15 protein-coding genes and 1 riboswitch are annotated in these 15,845 nt (G+C 70.9%); of the genes, 8 read left to right on the plus strand and 7 right to left on the minus strand.

What is annotated here, in order from left to right:
- Nucleotides 1–16 precede the first annotated feature (16 nt).
- The 6 genes from QF034_RS29355 to QF034_RS29380 all read left to right on the plus strand — a co-directional run bounded on the left by QF034_RS29355 (nt 17) and on the right by QF034_RS29380 (nt 6,472).
- Nucleotides 17–466, plus strand: a complete 450-nt coding sequence (locus tag QF034_RS29355; RefSeq protein ID WP_307177717.1) for an SRPBCC family protein — start codon at nt 17–19, stop codon at nt 464–466.
- Nucleotides 467–559: 93 nt separating this feature from the next.
- The gene (gene rlmN, locus QF034_RS29360) at nt 560–1,666 is read left to right on the plus strand and encodes a dual-specificity RNA methyltransferase RlmN (protein ID WP_307177718.1); all 1,107 of its coding nucleotides are present in this window, start codon (nt 560–562) and stop codon (nt 1,664–1,666) included.
- Nucleotides 1,667–1,706: 40 nt separating this feature from the next.
- Nucleotides 1,707–1,813: riboswitch (TPP riboswitch) on the plus strand.
- 124 nt (nt 1,814–1,937) lie between these two features.
- Entirely contained in the window at nt 1,938–2,975 is a 1,038-nt protein-coding gene (locus tag QF034_RS29365) for a thiamine ABC transporter substrate-binding protein (RefSeq protein ID WP_370880970.1), read from the plus strand.
- The gene (locus QF034_RS29370) at nt 2,951–4,630 is read left to right on the plus strand and encodes an ABC transporter permease (RefSeq protein ID WP_307177720.1); all 1,680 of its coding nucleotides are present in this window, start codon (nt 2,951–2,953) and stop codon (nt 4,628–4,630) included. Before QF034_RS29365 ends, QF034_RS29370 begins: the two co-directional genes overlap by 25 nt.
- Nucleotides 4,630–5,649 carry an ABC transporter ATP-binding protein gene (locus tag QF034_RS29375; RefSeq protein WP_307177721.1) on the plus strand — a complete coding sequence of 340 codons (1,020 nt, stop codon included), beginning with the start codon at nt 4,630–4,632 and terminating at the stop codon, nt 5,647–5,649. Before QF034_RS29370 ends, QF034_RS29375 begins: the two co-directional genes overlap by 1 nt.
- Nucleotides 5,650–5,674: 25 nt before the next feature.
- Nucleotides 5,675–6,472, plus strand: a complete 798-nt coding sequence (locus QF034_RS29380; protein ID WP_307177722.1) for a maleylpyruvate isomerase family mycothiol-dependent enzyme — start codon at nt 5,675–5,677, stop codon at nt 6,470–6,472.
- Between the two features lie 68 nt (nt 6,473–6,540).
- Here the strand turns inward: QF034_RS29380 and QF034_RS29385 are convergent, their stop codons facing one another.
- The 7 genes from QF034_RS29385 to QF034_RS29415 form a co-directional block, all read right to left on the minus strand.
- On the minus strand, nt 6,541–7,200 hold the full coding sequence (locus QF034_RS29385; RefSeq protein WP_307177723.1) for an LAETG motif-containing sortase-dependent surface protein: 660 nt from the start codon (nt 7,198–7,200) through the stop codon (nt 6,541–6,543).
- Between the two features lie 204 nt (nt 7,201–7,404).
- Nucleotides 7,405–8,526, minus strand: a complete 1,122-nt coding sequence (locus tag QF034_RS29390; RefSeq protein ID WP_307177724.1) for an LOG family protein — start codon at nt 8,524–8,526, stop codon at nt 7,405–7,407.
- 24 nt (nt 8,527–8,550) lie between these two features.
- Entirely contained in the window at nt 8,551–8,958 is a 408-nt protein-coding gene (locus QF034_RS29395) for a VOC family protein (protein WP_307177725.1), read from the minus strand.
- A 131-nt stretch (nt 8,959–9,089) separates the two neighbouring features.
- A complete protein-coding gene (locus QF034_RS29400; protein WP_307177726.1) occupies nt 9,090–10,733 on the minus strand; it encodes a hypothetical protein in 1,644 nt (547 codons plus the stop codon).
- Entirely contained in the window at nt 10,715–11,464 is a 750-nt protein-coding gene (locus QF034_RS29405) for an ABC transporter ATP-binding protein (protein ID WP_307177727.1), read from the minus strand. Before QF034_RS29405 ends, QF034_RS29400 begins: the two co-directional genes overlap by 19 nt.
- A 207-nt stretch (nt 11,465–11,671) precedes the next feature.
- The gene (locus QF034_RS29410) at nt 11,672–13,033 is read right to left on the minus strand and encodes an aspartate aminotransferase family protein (RefSeq protein ID WP_307177728.1); all 1,362 of its coding nucleotides are present in this window, start codon (nt 13,031–13,033) and stop codon (nt 11,672–11,674) included.
- Nucleotides 13,034–13,052: 19 nt separating this feature from the next.
- Nucleotides 13,053–13,568 (minus strand): Lrp/AsnC family transcriptional regulator, encoded by a 516-nt coding sequence (locus tag QF034_RS29415; protein ID WP_307177729.1) that lies wholly within the window; start codon nt 13,566–13,568, stop codon nt 13,053–13,055.
- 164 nt (nt 13,569–13,732) lie between these two features.
- On the opposite strand from QF034_RS29415, the gene QF034_RS29420 reads away from it, so the two are divergent.
- Both QF034_RS29420 and QF034_RS29425 read left to right on the plus strand, forming a co-directional pair.
- Nucleotides 13,733–15,172, plus strand: a complete 1,440-nt coding sequence (locus tag QF034_RS29420; RefSeq protein WP_307177730.1) for a gamma-aminobutyraldehyde dehydrogenase — start codon at nt 13,733–13,735, stop codon at nt 15,170–15,172.
- A gap of 107 nt (nt 15,173–15,279) precedes the next feature.
- On the plus strand, nt 15,280–15,807 hold the full coding sequence (locus QF034_RS29425; protein ID WP_307177731.1) for a hypothetical protein: 528 nt from the start codon (nt 15,280–15,282) through the stop codon (nt 15,805–15,807).
- Nucleotides 15,808–15,845: the final 38 nt, after the last annotated feature.

The raw sequence follows: 15,845 nt of genomic DNA on the forward strand, positions 1-15,845 counted from the left end.
CGCAAAGGGGAACAACATGTCCAGTATTCGACAGACCATCGATGTCGACCGGCGTCCCGAGGACGTCTACGACTACCTCATGGACGCCCCGCGGCTGCCGGAGTGGCAGCTGAGCGCCGTGTCCGCGGAACGACTCGACGAGGGGCCGGTCGGTATCGGCTCCCGGGTGCGGGTCACCCGGCACGTCGGCCGCCGGGTCATGCCGATGACCATGGAGGTCACGGAGTTCGACCCGCCGCACAGCTGGGGCATGCGAGGCGTCGACGGCCCGGTCCGGGCGCGCGTGCACGGCGAGGTCGAGCCGTTCGACGAGGGGCAGCGCTCCCACGTGACGATCGAGATCGACTTCGAGGGCCACGGCGTCGGCAAGGTCCTCGTCCCGCTCGTCGTACGTCCCCAGGTCCGCAAGGAACTCCCCCGCAACGAGCAGCTCCTCAAGGACCGCCTGGAGCACACGGGGCAGTAGGGAAGCTGTTCCCCCGAGGCGATCCGGTGTGACGGTCCGGCGAAGGGTGACGGTCGCAGGTCACCTGAATGGATCTGCGACACTGGTACGGCCATGCCTAAGCCCGGAGAACTCACTTTCGTCGCCCCGCGCGGAGCCAAGAAGCCGCCGCGGCATCTCGCCGACCTCACTCCTGCCGAGCGCAAGGAAGCCGTTGCCGCTGTCGGGGAGAAGCCGTTTCGTGCCAAGCAGCTCTCGCAGCACTACTTCGCGCGGTACGCGCACGATCCGGAGCAGTGGACCGATATTCCGGCCGGCTCCCGCGGCCGGCTCCAGGAGGCGCTGCTTCCCGAGCTGATGACCGTCGTGCGGCATCTGTCGACCGACCAGGGCACCACGCGCAAGACGCTGTGGCGGCTGTTCGACGGGACGCTCGTCGAGTCCGTGCTGATGCGCTACCCGGACCGGGTGACCATGTGCATCAGCTCGCAGGCCGGGTGCGGGATGAACTGCCCGTTCTGCGCGACCGGGCAGGCGGGGCTCGACCGGAATCTGTCCACCGCCGAGATCGTGCACCAGATCGTGGACGGTATGCGGGCGCTCAGGGACGGTGAGGTGCCGGGCGGTCCGGCGCGGCTCAGCAACATCGTGTTCATGGGCATGGGCGAGCCGCTCGCCAACTACAACCGGGTCGCCGGCGCCATCCGGCGGCTCACCGACCCCGAGCCCGACGGGGTGGGCCTCTCGCAGCGTGGCATCACCGTCTCGACGGTCGGGCTCGTCCCGGCCATCCACCGGTTCTCCGACGAGGGCTTCAAGTGCCGCCTCGCCATCTCGCTGCACGCCCCCGACGACGAGCTGCGCGACACCCTCGTCCCCGTGAACACGCGGTGGAAGGTCCGGGAGGTGCTGGACGCCGGCTTCGAGTACAGCGCCAAGTCCGGGCGCCGGCTGTCCATCGAGTACGCGCTGATCCGGGACATCAACGATCAGGCCTGGCGCGGTGACCGGCTCGGGCGCATGCTCAAGGGCAGGCCCGTGCACGTGAACCTGATCCCGCTCAACCCGACGCCCGGGTCGAAGTGGACGGCTTCCCGGCCGGAGGACGAGAAGGCGTTCGTGGAGGCCATCGCCGCGCACGGTGTGCCGGTGACGATCCGGGACACCCGTGGTCAGGAGATCGACGGGGCGTGTGGTCAGCTCGCCGCCACCGAACGGTAGTCTGACCGGCGTAAGCACAACCGTATTTTCCGACACCTTCATATTCCGACAGGGGAGCGCCACAGCGCTGAGAGTGCGGCACACGGCCGCAGACCCTCCGAACCTGGCCCAGGTCATTCTGGGTAGGGAGATCGGTCATCACTCGAGCTGTTGCGCCCTGCCCGGGACTCCCAGAGATCCCGGGCAGGGCCGCGTCTTCTCCTGGTCCTCCAGGAGGAATCCAGTGAGCAACACCATCAAGCGGCTGACGGCGGTGGCCGTCGGGCTCGGCATGGCCGGCACGCTCGCCGCGTGCGGGTCGTCCGACGGCGGCCAGGGGGCCGGCGACTCCAAGACCGTGACCCTCGTCAGCCACGACTCGTGGGCCGCCTCGAAGGACGTCATCGCGGCCTTCGAGAAGCAGTCCGGCTACAAGGTGAACGTCCTCAAGGACGGTGACGCCGGGCAGGCCGTGAACAAGGCCATCCTGACCAAGGACAACCCGCAGGGCGACGTCTTCTTCGGCGTCGACAACACGCTGCTGTCCCGCGCCCTCGACAACGGGCTCTTCCAGCCGTACGAGCCGAAGGGCTCGGACCGGATCGCGCCGGAGTACCGGGCCGACCAGGACAAGCACCGGGTCACGCCCATCGACACCGGCGACATCTGCGTCAACTACGACAAGAAGTACTTCGCCGACCACAAGCTCGACCCGCCGCGCAGCTTCGACGACCTGGTCAAGCCCCGGTACAAAAACCTGCTCGTGACCGAGAACGCCTCCGCCTCCTCGCCCGGCCTCGGCTTCCTGCTCGGCTCTGCCGCGAAGTACGGCGACGGGGGCTGGGAGGGCTACTGGAAGAAGCTCAAGGCCAATGGCGTGAAGGTCGTCGACGGCTGGGAGCAGGCCTACAACGAGGAGTTCTCCGGCTCGGCCGGCGGCAAGAAGGCCAAGGGCGACCGGCCGCTCGTCGTGTCGTACGCCTCCTCGCCGCCCGCCGAGGTCGTCTTCGCCGACCCGAAGCCGAGCACCGCCCCGACCGGGGTCGCCGAGGGCACCTGTTTCCGGCAGGTCGAGTACGCCGGGCTGCTGAGCAACGCGAAGAACACCAAGGGCGGCAAGGCGCTCCTCGACTTCCTGATCAGCGAGCGTTTCCAGCAGGACATGCCGCTCAACATGTACGTGTACCCGGTGCGCCAGGGCGCCCAGGTGCCGCCGGAGTTCGTGAAGTACGGGCCGCAGGCCAAGGACCCGGAGACCATGGACCCGGCGAAGATCGCCGACAACCGTGATCAGTGGGTCAAGTCGTGGACCTCGCTCGTACTGAAGTAACCGAAGCAGCCGTCCGCAAGGACCGGCGCGGGAGTGCGGCGCGGCTCGGGCTCATCGCCGTGCCCGTCGCGTTCTTCGCGGTCTTCTTCGCCTACCCCGTCGCCGCGATCGTCGCGCGCGGTCTCAAGGTCGACGGGGTCTGGCAGTTCGGGCGGATCGGGGAAGTGCTGGCGCAGTCCGACGTCCGGCACGTCCTGTGGTTCACCACCTGGCAGGCGGTCGTCTCCACCGCGCTCACACTGCTGGTCGCGCTCCCCGGCGCGTATGTCTTCGCCCGCTTCGACTTCCCGGGCAAGCAGGTCCTGCGGGCGGTCGTGACCGTGCCGTTCGTGCTGCCGACGGTCGTCGTCGGTACCGCGTTCCTGGCGCTGGTCGGGCGCGGCGGGCTGCTCGACGAGCTGTGGGGCGTGCGGCTGGACACCACCGTGTGGGCGATCCTGCTCGCGCACGTCTTCTTCAACTACGCGGTCGTCGTACGGACCGTCGGCGGGCTCTGGGCGCAGCTCGACCCGCGGCAGGAGGAGGCCGCGCGGATGCTCGGGGCGTCGCCGCTGAGGGCCTGGCGGCAGGTGACGCTGCCGGCGCTCGCGCCCGCCGTGGCCGCCGCCGCGCTGATGGTCTTCCTGTTCACCTTCACCTCCTTCGGTGTCGTCCAGATCCTCGGCGGCCCCACCTTCTCGACCCTGGAGGTGGAGATCTACCGGCAGACGTCGGAGATCTTCGACCTGTCCACGGCCGCCGTGCTGACGCTGATCCAGTTCGTCGCGGTGGGCGCGATCCTCGCCCTGCACGCCTGGACCGTACGACGGCGGGAGACCGCGCTGCGGCTGGTGGACCCGGCCGGTACCGCACGCCGGCCGCGCGGCGCCGGGCAGTGGGCGCTGCTCGGCGGGGTGCTCGTCATCGTTGTCGTGCTGCTCCTGCTGCCGCTCGCCGTGCTGGTGCAGCGGTCTCTGGACGCGCCCGGCTTCGGCTACTACCGGGCGCTGACCAAGAACGACGGCGGGGTGTTCCTGGTGGCGCCGATCGAGGCGATCGGCAACTCCCTGTCGTACGCCGTCGCCGCCACCCTCATCGCCGTGGTGATCGGCGGTCTCGCCGCCGTCTCGCTCACCCGCCGGGACGCCGGACGGTTCGTGCGCGGCTTCGACGCCCTGCTGATGCTGCCGCTCGGGGTGTCCGCGGTGACCGTCGGCTTCGGGTTCCTGATCGCGTTGGACGAGCCGCCGCTGGATCTGAGGTCCTCGTGGCTCCTGGTGCCGCTCGCGCAGGCGCTGGTCGGGGTGCCGTTCGTCGTGCGGACGATGCTGCCCGTGCTGCGGGCGGTGGACGTGCGGCTGCGGGAGGCCGCCTCGGTGCTGGGGGCCTCGCCCTGGCGGGTCTGGCGTGAGGTGGATCTGCCGATGGTGCGGCGGGCGCTGCTGATCGCGGCCGGGTTCGCCTTCGCGGTGTCGCTCGGGGAGTTCGGGGCGACGGTGTTCATCGCGCGCCCGGACAACCCGACACTGCCGGTGGCGGTGGCGCGGCTGCTGGGGCGGCCCGGAGAGCTGAACTACGGCCAGGCGATGGCCCTTTCGACGATTCTGATGGTGGTGTGCGCCGTGTCCCTGCTGGTGCTGGAGAGGCTTCGCACGGACCGGAGCGGGGAGTTCTGATGCTGCTGGCCCTGGAGGGCGCGACGGTCCGCTTCGGCGGGCGTGCCGTGCTGGACGCCGTCGATCTGGAGGTCGCCGAGCACGAGATCGTGTGCGTGCTCGGGCCCAGCGGCAGCGGCAAGTCGACGCTGCTGCGGGTCGTGGCGGGGCTTCAGCCACTCGACTCCGGGCGGGTGGTGCTCGACGGGCGCGACCAGGCGGGCGTGCCCGCGCACCGGCGCGGCGTCGGGCTCATGTTCCAGGACCACCAGCTGTTCCCGCAGCGGGACGTGGGCGGCAACGTCGCCTTCGGACTGCGGATGCGCGGGACGTCGAAGCGGCAACAGACGGACCGCGTACAGGAGTTGCTGGATCTGGTCGGCCTGCCGGGCGCGTCCCGCCGGGCCGTCGCGGCGCTGTCCGGCGGGGAGCAGCAGCGGGTGGCGCTGGCCCGGGCCCTCGCGCCGAGCCCCCGGCTGCTGATGCTGGACGAGCCGCTGGGGCAGCTCGACCGGTCGCTCAGGGAGCGGCTGGTCGTCGAACTGAAGGAGTTGTTCGGCCGCTTGGGCACGACCGTGCTCGCCGTGACGCACGACCAGGGGGAGGCCTTCGCGCTGGCCGACCGGGTCGTGGTGATGCGGGACGGGCGGATCGCCCAGTCGGGTACGCCGCTTCAGGTGTGGCAGCGGCCGGCCGACGCGTTCGTGGCCCGCTTCCTCGGCTTCGAGAACGTCGTCGAGGCGACGGTCGGGGTGGAGGCCGCGGACACGCCGTGGGGCAAGGTGCCGGTGCCGGAGGGCGCCCCGCAGGGCACCCGGACCCTGCTCGTACGGCCCGCCGGCGTGCGCCTGGTCCCCGTCGGCACGGGCCTGCGCTGCACGGTGACCGCGCGCACCTTCAAGGGCACCCATGTCGCCGTCCACCTCCAGCCGGAGGACGCCCCGCGCCTGGAGGCGGCGTGCGCGCTGCGGGCGGCGCCCGAGCCCGGGGACGAGGTCGGGGTGGAGTTCGACGCGGCCGAAATCGTGGTGCTCGACTGATCGGCTGCCGCTTAGGGTGCGGGGCATGACGTCACTCGCGCACGAGCGCTACTGCGACGAAATCGCCCACCAGGTCGCTCTGTTGCGGTCCGTGGTCACGTCCGGCGCCGATCTGTCCGGCACTGTGCCGACCTGCCCTGACTGGTCGCTCGAGGACCTGGTCCGGCACATGGGCGGCGCCCTGCGCTGGGTGGAGTTCATCGTGCGGACCCGGGCCGAGGAGGAGGTGTCCGAGGAGCGGGTGCCGGGCCTCGCAGGCCCCGGAACCCGGGGTGACGCCGCCGTACTGGACGCATGGCTGGCGGAGGGTGGCGAGCAGGTCGTCGCGGCGCTGCGGGAGGCCGGGCCGGACACGAAGGTCTGGAGCTGGGCGGGGATCCTCAACTCCGGGTTCTGGGCCCGACGGATGACGCACGAGATCACCGTGCACCGCGCGGACGCCGCGCTCGCCGCCGGACTGCCCTACGAGGTCGCGCCCGACGTGGCCGCCGACGCGATCGACGAGTGGCTCCAGATCGTGGAGTTCGTGCAGCGGACGGCACCGCACGACGCGGCGCGGGAACTGCGCGGCCCGGGCCGCAGCATCCATCTGCACGCCACCGACACCGGCGCCGACCTGAACGCCGAGTGGCTCATCGAACTCACTGAAGCCGGCATCACCTGGCGCCGGGGCCACGAGAAGGCCACCGTCGCCCTGCGCGGGCCGCTCACCGCCGTCCTGCTCGCGTTCTACCGCCGACTGCCGCTCGCTGCCCCGGAGTTGGAGGTGCTGGGGGAGCGGGAACTGCTGGAGTTCTGGCTGGAGCGGGCGACCTTCGGCTAGGCCGGAAACAGGCGATGGCCCGCCCCCACGAGAGGGACGGGCCACCACCGGGTGCTGAAGTGCGGGCGTCAGCTGTCGCTGCTGCTCGCCCCACGACGGCGCATGCCGAAGAACACCGCACCGCCACCGACGACGACCAGGGCCGCCGCGATGCCGGCGATGATGCCGGTGTTGGAGTCGGCACCGGTCTCGGCGAGGTTGGACTCACCGGCCGCGGGCGCGGGCGCGTTGCCCGCCGGCGCGGTGCTCTCGCTCTCCGACGGCGACGGGGCCGGGGTGTCGGTCTCCTCGGCCGGCTTCGACGGGGAGGCCGACGGGGTCGGCGTGGCCGGCGGGGTCGCCGGCGGCTTCTCCTCTTCCTTCTTGCAGGCCGTGGCCGGGGTGACGAGGTTCGGCTTGATGTCCTCGTCGACGTACGGAGTGGCCGTGACGTGGATGCGGTACTCCGCGTTCGGCTTCCAGTTCTCGGCGAAGGTGATGGTGGTGCCTTCGCGCGAGCCCTTGACCACCTGCTCGCCGACCTTCTTCACGTCGGCGCCGTTGTTCTCCAGGTACACGGTGACGGTCGCCGGGACACCGGCGGGGTCCACGTCGGTGACGGTGATGACGCCCTTGTCACCATCGCACTTGGCCTCGGCCGAGAACTCGTTGATGTTGCAGGCGAGCGCGTTGCCGGCGGCACCGAGCGCGAGCGCGGCCGAGGCGGAGACGACACCGAGGATCCGCACGGAACGTGCGACGGTACGGCGCGAAGCCGTACGGCGTGATACGGACAGAACTGCCACGTTTGTCCTTTACAGGATGCGCAAATGCGGGGGGTGGAGGCGGTGTTGACTGAACATCAGCACCACCAGGAGGCTCTCAGGTCTATAAGCGCCGCATAAGTAGTGTCAACGCATATGCAGGTTGCAAGCACTTGCTTTGCCAGCTTATTAACCGCCGAGACGTTTCAACGCCTCCGGCGCCTCCTCGATCCGCTCCACGAGCGCGATCCGCGCCTCCATCGAACGGCCCCTGGCCAGTGACCGGAGCAGCGGCCACGTCGGCAGCTTCTCCGTCCAGTGCGCCCGGTCCACGAGCACCATCGGCGTCGGCTCGCCGCGCGACTCGTAGTAGTTGGGCGTCGCGTTGTCGAAGATCTCCTGTACGGTGCCGGCGGCGCCCGGCAGGAACACCACGCCCGCGTTGGACCGGGCCAGCAGGCCGTCCTCGCGGGTGGCGTTGGCGAAGTACTTGGCGATGTGCGACGCGAAGGCGTTCGGCGGCTCGTGGCCGTAGAACCAGGTCGGGATACCCACCGAACGCCCGCCCTGGGGCCAGCGCGCGCGTATCTCGAAGGCGGCCGTCGCCCACTGGCTGATCGACGGCGTGAAGTGCGGTGCCTTGGCGAGCAGTTCGAGCGAGTCGGTGAGCATCTCGTCGTCGAACGGGGCTGCGTACGCGCCGAGGTTCGCGGCCTCCATCGCGCCCGGGCCGCCGCCCGTGGCCACCGTGAGACCGGCACGGGCCAGCTCCCGGCCGAGGCGCGCCGCCCCCGCGTACTCCCGCGTGCCACGGGCCATCGCGTGGCCGCCCATCACGCCCACGACCCGGGCGCCGGACAGGAGTTCGTCGAGCGCGTCGGAGACGGAGTCGTCGTGGACCGCGCGCAGCATGGAGGCGTAGATGTCCCGGTCCGCCTTCGTGCGCTGGAACCAGGCGTAGGCCCGGGCGTCGGGCGTGGCCTCGTAGCCGTCCGCCAGCGACTCGAAGAGCTCGTCCGGCGCGTAGACATGGCCGCGGTACGGGTCGAAGGGCAGGCCCGGGACCGGCGGGAAGACCAGGGCGCCGTCCGTGCGGATCTTCGCGGCGGCCTCCTCGCGCATCGCGCAGCCGAGGAAGACGGCACCGGCCGTGTCCGTGCCGAGCAGTTCGCGCGTACGGTCCGTCAGGTCGACGGCCTGGACGCGGTGGCCGGCGAGTGTGCCGCGCGCCGCGACGGTGGCGTCGAACTCCTCCAGCGTCTCGATCTCACGGTCGTCATGGTGGGCCGCATGGGCGGGCATCGTCTGCACGCGCCCATGCTGGCACAGCGTGTCTCAGCCCTGGACGGCCGCCGGGTCCATCCACACGACCTCGAAGGTGTGGCCGTCCGGGTCGTCGAAGGCGCGGCCGTACATGAACCCGTGGTCCTGGGTCTCGCCGGAGACGGAACCGCCCGCCGCGACCGCCTTCTCGACCAGCTCGTCGACCTTCTCGCGGCTCTCGGAGCTCAGCGCGATCAACACCTCGCTGGTCTTCTTCGAGTCCGCGATCTCCTTCTGGGTGAACTGGGCGTACTTGTCCTTGGTGTGCACCATCACCACGATGGTCTCGCTGATCACGACCGAGGCGGTGGTGTCGTCGCTGAACTGCTCGTTGATCTGGTAGCCGAGCTCCGTGAAGAACTTCTTCGAGGCGCCGAGGTCGCTCACGCACAGGTTCACGAAGACCATCTGCTGGTACATGAGGGGTCTCTCCCATCGGGTCAGTGTCGTTACGCGGGGACAGACCGGGGGCCGGTGCGGAACTCATCGCCGTACGGAGATTTTTTTCGTACGAGTTTTTCAGCGGGCCGGAGGCGGGCCGGAGGACGGCTTCAGCGGGCCAGCGGCAGCGCCGCCAGTTCGGCGATGGTCAGGGTGAGCGGACCGAACAGGGCGAGCAGCGCGCCCGCGCGGAGGGCGGCGGCACTGCGCAGCATCGTCGCGGGGGCGCCGAGCCGCAGCAGCGCGGCGGTGGTGTCGGCGCGGGCCTGCCGGGCCTCGACGGCGGACATGAGGGCCGTGGCCACGGTGCAGCCGGTCACCAGCAGCACGCCCAGCGTGGTGAGCGGACCGAGCGACAGTCCGTCCGCGCCGTGCAGCAGCGCCATGGCGTACGCCGCCGTCAGCACCGCGCAGACCACGCCCAGGGGGCGGCCGATCCGGGTGGCCTCCGCCATGAGGATCCGTCCGGCCAGGAGACGGAGGGCGCCGGGGCGGGCCGACTGGAGCAGCCGTCCGCACAGATGGGTCAGGCCCGGACCGGCCAGGGCCAGGCCGACGGCGGCCAGCCCCCAGCCCGCGAGGACGCCGGGGGAGGCACCGGAGAAGGTGAGGTCGGGGGGCGTGGGGGAGGTGCGGCTGGTGTACGTCTCCACGGCGAGACCCGCGGCCAGGACGGTGATGCCCCAGGGGAGACCGGAGGGGGCGGTGGTGGGGGCGTTGTCGGGCAGGAGGGTGTCGCGCAGGGCGGCTTCCGGCAGGGCCGCGTCGGCAGCGGCGGGATCGCCGTCGCCGCCCGGCGCCGCCGGGTGCCGGGCCGACCGCCGGGCGGTGTCCCCGACCTCACGCGCGGCGGTGTCCACGGTCGCATGCGTGCGGCTTCCGGCCGCGTGCGCGGCGCTGCCCGCAGGGATCACCGCGCTCACGGTTCCCTGTGCCACCGTCTCGGACCCGGACGGCTCGGCCGGGTCCTCGACCGCGCTCAGCGTGCTCGCGGCGCCCCGTGCGGTCGGGCCCGTGGCCGACGCCGGGACGGACCCGCCCGTCCGCGCCGGAGGCGGCCCGCCGTTCTGCCCGGCCGACGCGCCGGGCTCGGTGGCACGACCGTCCGCGGGCCGGACGATCTGCCGGCCGAAACGGCCGTACGCCCCGAAGGTCTCGCGTGTGGCGGTGCGCCGGTACGCGCCGAAACGGCCGTACGTCCCGGCCGGCCGGGACGGCCGGGCCGGGTCCGGGCCCGCCTCCCTCGGCCGCAGCGTCAGCGCCACCGCCACCGCCACCGACGCCGCTCCGGGCACGAGCGCGAGCAGCGTCAGGGCTCCCGGCAGGGGGAGCGGCCGGTCCGCCGCGAGGGACTCGGCGGCCGCGCCGTCGAACGGCATGCCCGTCAGGTCGCCGCGCAGGTGCAGGAAGAACAGCAGGGCCAGCATCGAGCCCAGGGTGCAGGACAGGGCCGTCGTCGTCGCCGAGACGGCCATCAGGCGCAGCGGGCCGAGGCCGATCGCGGAGAGGCCGGAGCGGGGCTTCGTGGCGGGGTCGGTGCGGGCCACAGCGACCGCGAAGTACACCGTGGCGGCCAGCGGAGCCGCGCACCAGGCGAGCCGCAGCAGGGCGGCGCCGGTGGAGCCGGGGTGGCCCAGCGCGTAGCCGAGGGCGCACAGCAGCAGGAAACCCGTCCCCGCCGAGGCCGCCGCGACCAGGAGGCGGCGCAGCTGGACGGCGGGGTGGGCGGCGCGGGTCAGACGGAGAGCGAGCACGCGGCCCGGCCTTCCGTCTCGGTGGGCCCGCCGACCGGGGGCAGGTGCACCGTCTGCACGCGCCGCCCGTCGAGCAGGGACACCGTGCGGTCGGCGAGCGCCGCGGTCTCCGGGTCGTGCGTGGCCAGGACGACCGTGATGCCGTGGGAGCGGGCCGCCGTGGTGAGGGTGCGCAGCGCATGGGCGCGGTCGGCGCGGTGCAGGGACGCCGTCGGCTCGTCGGCGAACAGGACCGACGGGGCGGGGGCGAGGGCACGGGCGATGCACACCCGCTGCCGCTCGGCCTGCACCAGCTGGTGCGGGCGTTTGCGGGCGCCCTCGCCGATGTCCAGGCGCTCCAGCCACTCCAGGGCCGCCTTCTTGGCGCGGCGCCGGCTGGTGCCGCGCAGCATCAGCGGCAGGGCGGTGTTCTCCCAGGCGTTGAGCTCCGGGACCAGCGAGGGAGCCGGGTCGATCCAGCCGAAGCGGTCACGGCGCAGCCGCTCGCGGGTGAGGGCGCCCATGGTGTGCACGGGCACGCTGTTGAACCAGACCTCGCCGCGCCGGACGGGCACCAGGCCGGACAGGCACCGCAGCAGGGTGGTCTTGCCGCTGCCGCGCGGGCCGCTGACGGCGAGGATCTCGCCCTCCCGGACGCCGAGCGAGACACCGCTGAGCGCGGGGGAGCCGTCGTCGTGCTGGAAGTGCAGGGCGCGTGCCCAGAGCACGTCGTTGTCCGGCGGGGCCTCCATGGGCGTACACCTCGGTTCAGATCCGTAGTTCCCGTGCCAATCCCCCGTGCGGGGGAACGAAGGCAGGGCCGATCGGTCACTGGCACGCTAGGCAGTAGGCGGCGGGACGCCGGACAGCACGCGGCCCCGGACCGCCGTTTCTCACTCGAACGGGCGGCACCGGGGCCGGTGTTGATCATCCATGCAGACGATCGGAGCGACGCGGGCTCAGAGCTTCGTCCACGCCTCCGACAGGGTGGCGCGCAGGATCTGCTCGATCTCGTCGAACGTCGACTGGTCGGAGATCAGCGGCGGGGCGAGCTGGACGACCGGGTCGCCGCGGTCGTCGGCACGGCAGTACAGGCCGTTCTCGTACAGCTTCTTGGAGAGGAAGCCGTACAGGACCCGCTCGGTCTCGTCCGCGTCGAAGGACTCCTTGGTGTCCTTGTCCTTGACCAGCTCGATGCCGTAGAAGAAGCCGTTGCCGCGGACGTCGCCGACGATCGGCAGGTCGTGGAGCTTCTCCAGGGTGGAGCGGAACGCGCCCTCGTGGTCGAGGACGTGCTGGTTGAGGTTCTCGCGCTCGAACAGGTCGAGGTTGGCCAGGCCCACGGCCGCGGAGACCGGGTGGCCGCCGAAGGTGTAGCCGTGCAGGAAGGTGTTGTCGCCCTTGTAGAACGGCTCGGCCAGGCGGTCGGAGACGACGCACGCGCCTATGGGGGAGTAGCCCGAGGTCATGCCCTTGGCACAGGTGATCATGTCCGGGACGTAGTCGAACTTGTCGCAGGCGAACATCGTGCCCAGGCGGCCGAAGGCGCAGATGACCTCGTCGGAGACGAGCAGCACGTCGTACTGGTCGCAGATCTCGCGTACCCGCCGGAAGTAGCCGGGCGGGGGCGGGAAGCAGCCGCCCGCGTTCTGCACCGGCTCCAGGAAGACCGCGGCGACCGTGTCCGGGCCCTCGAAGAGGATCTGCTGCTCGATCTGGTCGGCGGCCCAGCGGCCGAAGGCCTCGGGGTCGTCGCCGTGGATCGGCGCCCGGTAGATGTTCGTGTTCGGGACCTTGTGGGCGCCCGGCACGAGGGGCTCGAAGGGCGCCTTCAGAGCGGGCAGTCCGGTGATGGACAGGGCGCCCTGCGGGGTGCCGTGGTAGGCGACGGCGCGGGAGATGACCTTGTGCTTGGTGGGCTTGCCGACCAGCTTGAAGTACTGCTTGGCCAGCTTCCAGGCGGTCTCGACCGCCTCACCGCCGCCGGTGGTGAAGAAGACCTTGTTCAGGTCGCCCGGGGCGTGGTGCGCGAGGCGCTCGGCCAGCTCGACGGCCTTGGGGTGGGCGTAGGACCACACCGGGAAGAACGCCAGCTCCTGCGCCTGCTTGAAGGCGGTCTCGGCGAGCTCGACGCGGCCGTGCCCGGCCTGCACCACGAACAGGCCGGCGAGACCGTCGAGGTAGCGCTTGCCCTGGTCGTCGTAGATGTACGTGCCCTCCCCCCGGACGATGGTGGGGACGGGGGCCTTCTCGTACGACGACATGCGCGTGAAGTGCATCCACAGGTGGTCGTACGCGGTCTGGGAGAGGTCCTTGCTCACGGCTATCGGGTCCTCACGGTTATCGGGTTCCCCACATGTAGGTCTGCTTCTTGAGCTTGAGGTAGACGAAGCTCTCGGTGGAGCGCACTCCGGGGACGGCCCGGATGCGTTTGTTGATGACCTCCAGGAGGTGGTCGTCGTCCTCGCAGACGATCTCCACCATCAGGTCGAAGGAGCCCGCGGTCATCACCACGTACTCGCACTCGGACATGGCCGCGAGCGCGTCCGCCACCGACTCCACGTCGCCCTCGACGTTGACGCCGACCATCGCCTGTCTGCGGAAGCCCACGGTGAGCGGGTCCGTGACGGCGACGATCTGCATCACGCCCTGGTCGAGCAGCTTCTGGACGCGCTGGCGCACGGCCGCCTCCGACAGGCCCACGGCCTTGCCGATGGCGGCGTACGGCCGGCGGCCGTCCTCCTGGAGCTGCTCGATGATGGCGAGGGAGACGGCGTCCAGCTGGGGACCGCCGTTCCTGGACTCGCGGGAGTCCCTCTGGTCTGCGCTTCGACTGGCCACCGGCTCACTGTGCACGAGGTCTCGACACTTCCGCAAGGTCCGATCGATGAAATCCGTTGTTTGCGTTGCTCACATCTGCGGATTCCGCACGAACGAAGGGAGTGGGGGTGTTGAAAACGTGAACCGGCCGACTAGGGTGGGTGTCTCAAGTACTGGACATCCGAACTGGAGGGCCGGCAGTGAGCACCGAGCTGCGTCGTCTGCGCAACTACATCGGCGGTGAGTTCCGGGACGCCGCCGACGGACGGACCACCGAGGTGGTCAATCCCGCGACGGGCGAGGCGTACGCGACCGCTCCGCTGTCCGGGCAGGCGGACGTGGACGCCGCGATGGCGGCGGCCGCCGAGGCCTTCCCCGGCTGGCGCGACACCACGCCCGCCGAGCGCCAGAAGGCCCTGCTGAAGATCGCGGACGCCTTCGAGGAGCGCGCCGAGGAACTGATCGCGGCCGAGGTGGAGAACACGGGCAAGCCGGTCGGGCTGACCCGCTCCGAGGAGATCCCGCCGATGGTCGACCAGATCCGCTTCTTCGCGGGTGCGGCGCGGATGCTGGAGGGCCGCTCGGCCGGTGAGTACATGGAGGGCCTGACCTCCATCGTCCGCCGGGAGCCGGTCGGCGTCTGCGCGCAGGTCGCGCCGTGGAACTACCCGATGATGATGGCCGTGTGGAAGTTCGCCCCGGCGATCGCGGCGGGCAACACGGTCGTCCTGAAGCCGTCCGACACCACCCCGGCGTCCACGGTGCTGATCGCGGAGATCCTCGGCGGGATCCTGCCGAAGGGCGTCTTCAACGTCATCTGCGGCGACCGCGAGACCGGCCGCATGATGGTCGAGCACGACATCCCGGCGATGGCCTCCATCACCGGCTCGGTGCGCGCCGGCATCCAGGTCGCCGAGTCCGCCTCCAAGGACGTCAAGCGCGTCCACCTGGAGCTGGGCGGCAAGGCGCCGGTCGTGGTCTTCGAGGACACCGACATCGCCAAGGCCGTCGAGGACATCTCGGTCGCGGGCTACTTCAACGCCGGCCAGGACTGTACGGCCGCCACGCGCGTCCTCGTCCACGAGTCCATCCACGACGAGTTCGTCTCCGCGCTGTCGAAGGCCGCCGCCGAGACCAAGACCGGGCAGCCGGACGACGAGGACGTGCTGTTCGGCCCGCTCAACAACCCCAACCAGCTCAAGCAGGTCGAGGGCTTCATCGAGCGGCTGCCCGCGCACGCGCGCGTGGAGACCGGCGGCAAGCGGGTCGGCGACAAGGGGTACTTCTACGCGCCGACCGTCGTCTCGGGCCTGAAGCAGGACGACGAGATCATCCAGAAGGAGGTCTTCGGCCCGGTCATCACCGTGCAGTCCTTCCGCGACGAGGACCAGGCGGTGCAGTGGGCCAACGGTGTCGAGTACGCGCTCGCCTCCTCCGTGTGGACCAAGGACCACGGCCGCGCCATGCGGATGTCCAAGAAGCTCGACTTCGGCTGCGTCTGGATCAACACGCACATCCCGCTGGTCGCCGAGATGCCGCACGGCGGCTTCAAGAAGTCCGGCTACGGCAAGGACCTGTCGGCGTACGGCTTCGACGACTACACGCGGATCAAGCACGTGATGACGTCGCTGGACGCGTAGTCGTTCCCTTCCGTTGTGACGGCCCCGGGCGCTGATGCCGCCCGGGGCCGTCCGTCTGCGCGCGGAACTGTTTTTGAACATGTTCAACATGGGCGTAGAGTGCCGCCATGAGCGACAGAGCCGCCCTGCTGAAGGGCATCCGTGCGTGGCTGGTCTTCTTCGTCGTGTGCCTGGTGCTCAGCGGCGCCACGGCCTTCCCCCTGGTCCACGAGCTGCGCTGGACCGAGGACCTGCTGCGCGCGCTGTCCGTGGGCGAGTACCTGCCGGGTCTGACCGACTGGATCGAGCGGGTCAGGGCCGGGCTCGACGAGGCCGACGCCGACTACCCCTTCCTGCTCTACGGCACGGACTGGCTGGCCTTCGCGCACCTGGTGATCGCGGTCGCCTTCTACGGGCCCTACCGCGACCCGGTCCGCAACATCTGGGTCGTCGAGTTCGGGATGATCGCCTGCGCGGGGATCATCCCGCTCGCGCTGATCTGCGGACCGCTGCGCGGGATCCCCTTCTGGTGGTCGGTGATCGACATGGCCTTCGGGGTGCTCGGGGTGATCCCCCTGTACGTCGTACGGCAGCGGATCAAGCGGCTGGAGGCGCTGACCGCGCCGGCGGCCGCCGCCCCGGTGCCGGGCGGCTGAGAAAAACTGTTATCCCGAGAACCTTCACGCCGTCTCCC

The organism is Streptomyces africanus, from assembly GCF_030816955.1.
GTDB classification, from domain to species: Bacteria; Actinomycetota; Actinomycetes; order Streptomycetales; family Streptomycetaceae; genus Streptomyces; species Streptomyces africanus.

What these genes read in the sequence shown, in the direction of transcription:
- QF034_RS29355 (WP_307177717.1), top strand. Translation starts at nt 17, where the DNA reads ATGTCCAGTATTCGACAGACCATCGATGTCGACCGGCGTCCCGAGGAC.
- rlmN (WP_307177718.1), top strand. Translation starts at nt 560, where the DNA reads ATGCCTAAGCCCGGAGAACTCACTTTCGTCGCCCCGCGCGGAGCCAAG.
- QF034_RS29365 (WP_370880970.1), top strand. Translation starts at nt 1,938, where the DNA reads ATGGCCGGCACGCTCGCCGCGTGCGGGTCGTCCGACGGCGGCCAGGGG.
- QF034_RS29375 (WP_307177721.1), top strand. Translation starts at nt 4,630, where the DNA reads ATGCTGCTGGCCCTGGAGGGCGCGACGGTCCGCTTCGGCGGGCGTGCC.
- QF034_RS29380 (WP_307177722.1), top strand. Translation starts at nt 5,675, where the DNA reads ATGACGTCACTCGCGCACGAGCGCTACTGCGACGAAATCGCCCACCAG.
- QF034_RS29395 (WP_307177725.1), bottom strand. Translation starts at nt 8,958, where the DNA reads ATGTACCAGCAGATGGTCTTCGTGAACCTGTGCGTGAGCGACCTCGGC.
- QF034_RS29405 (WP_307177727.1), bottom strand. Translation starts at nt 11,464, where the DNA reads ATGGAGGCCCCGCCGGACAACGACGTGCTCTGGGCACGCGCCCTGCAC.
- QF034_RS29425 (WP_307177731.1), top strand. Translation starts at nt 15,280, where the DNA reads ATGAGCGACAGAGCCGCCCTGCTGAAGGGCATCCGTGCGTGGCTGGTC.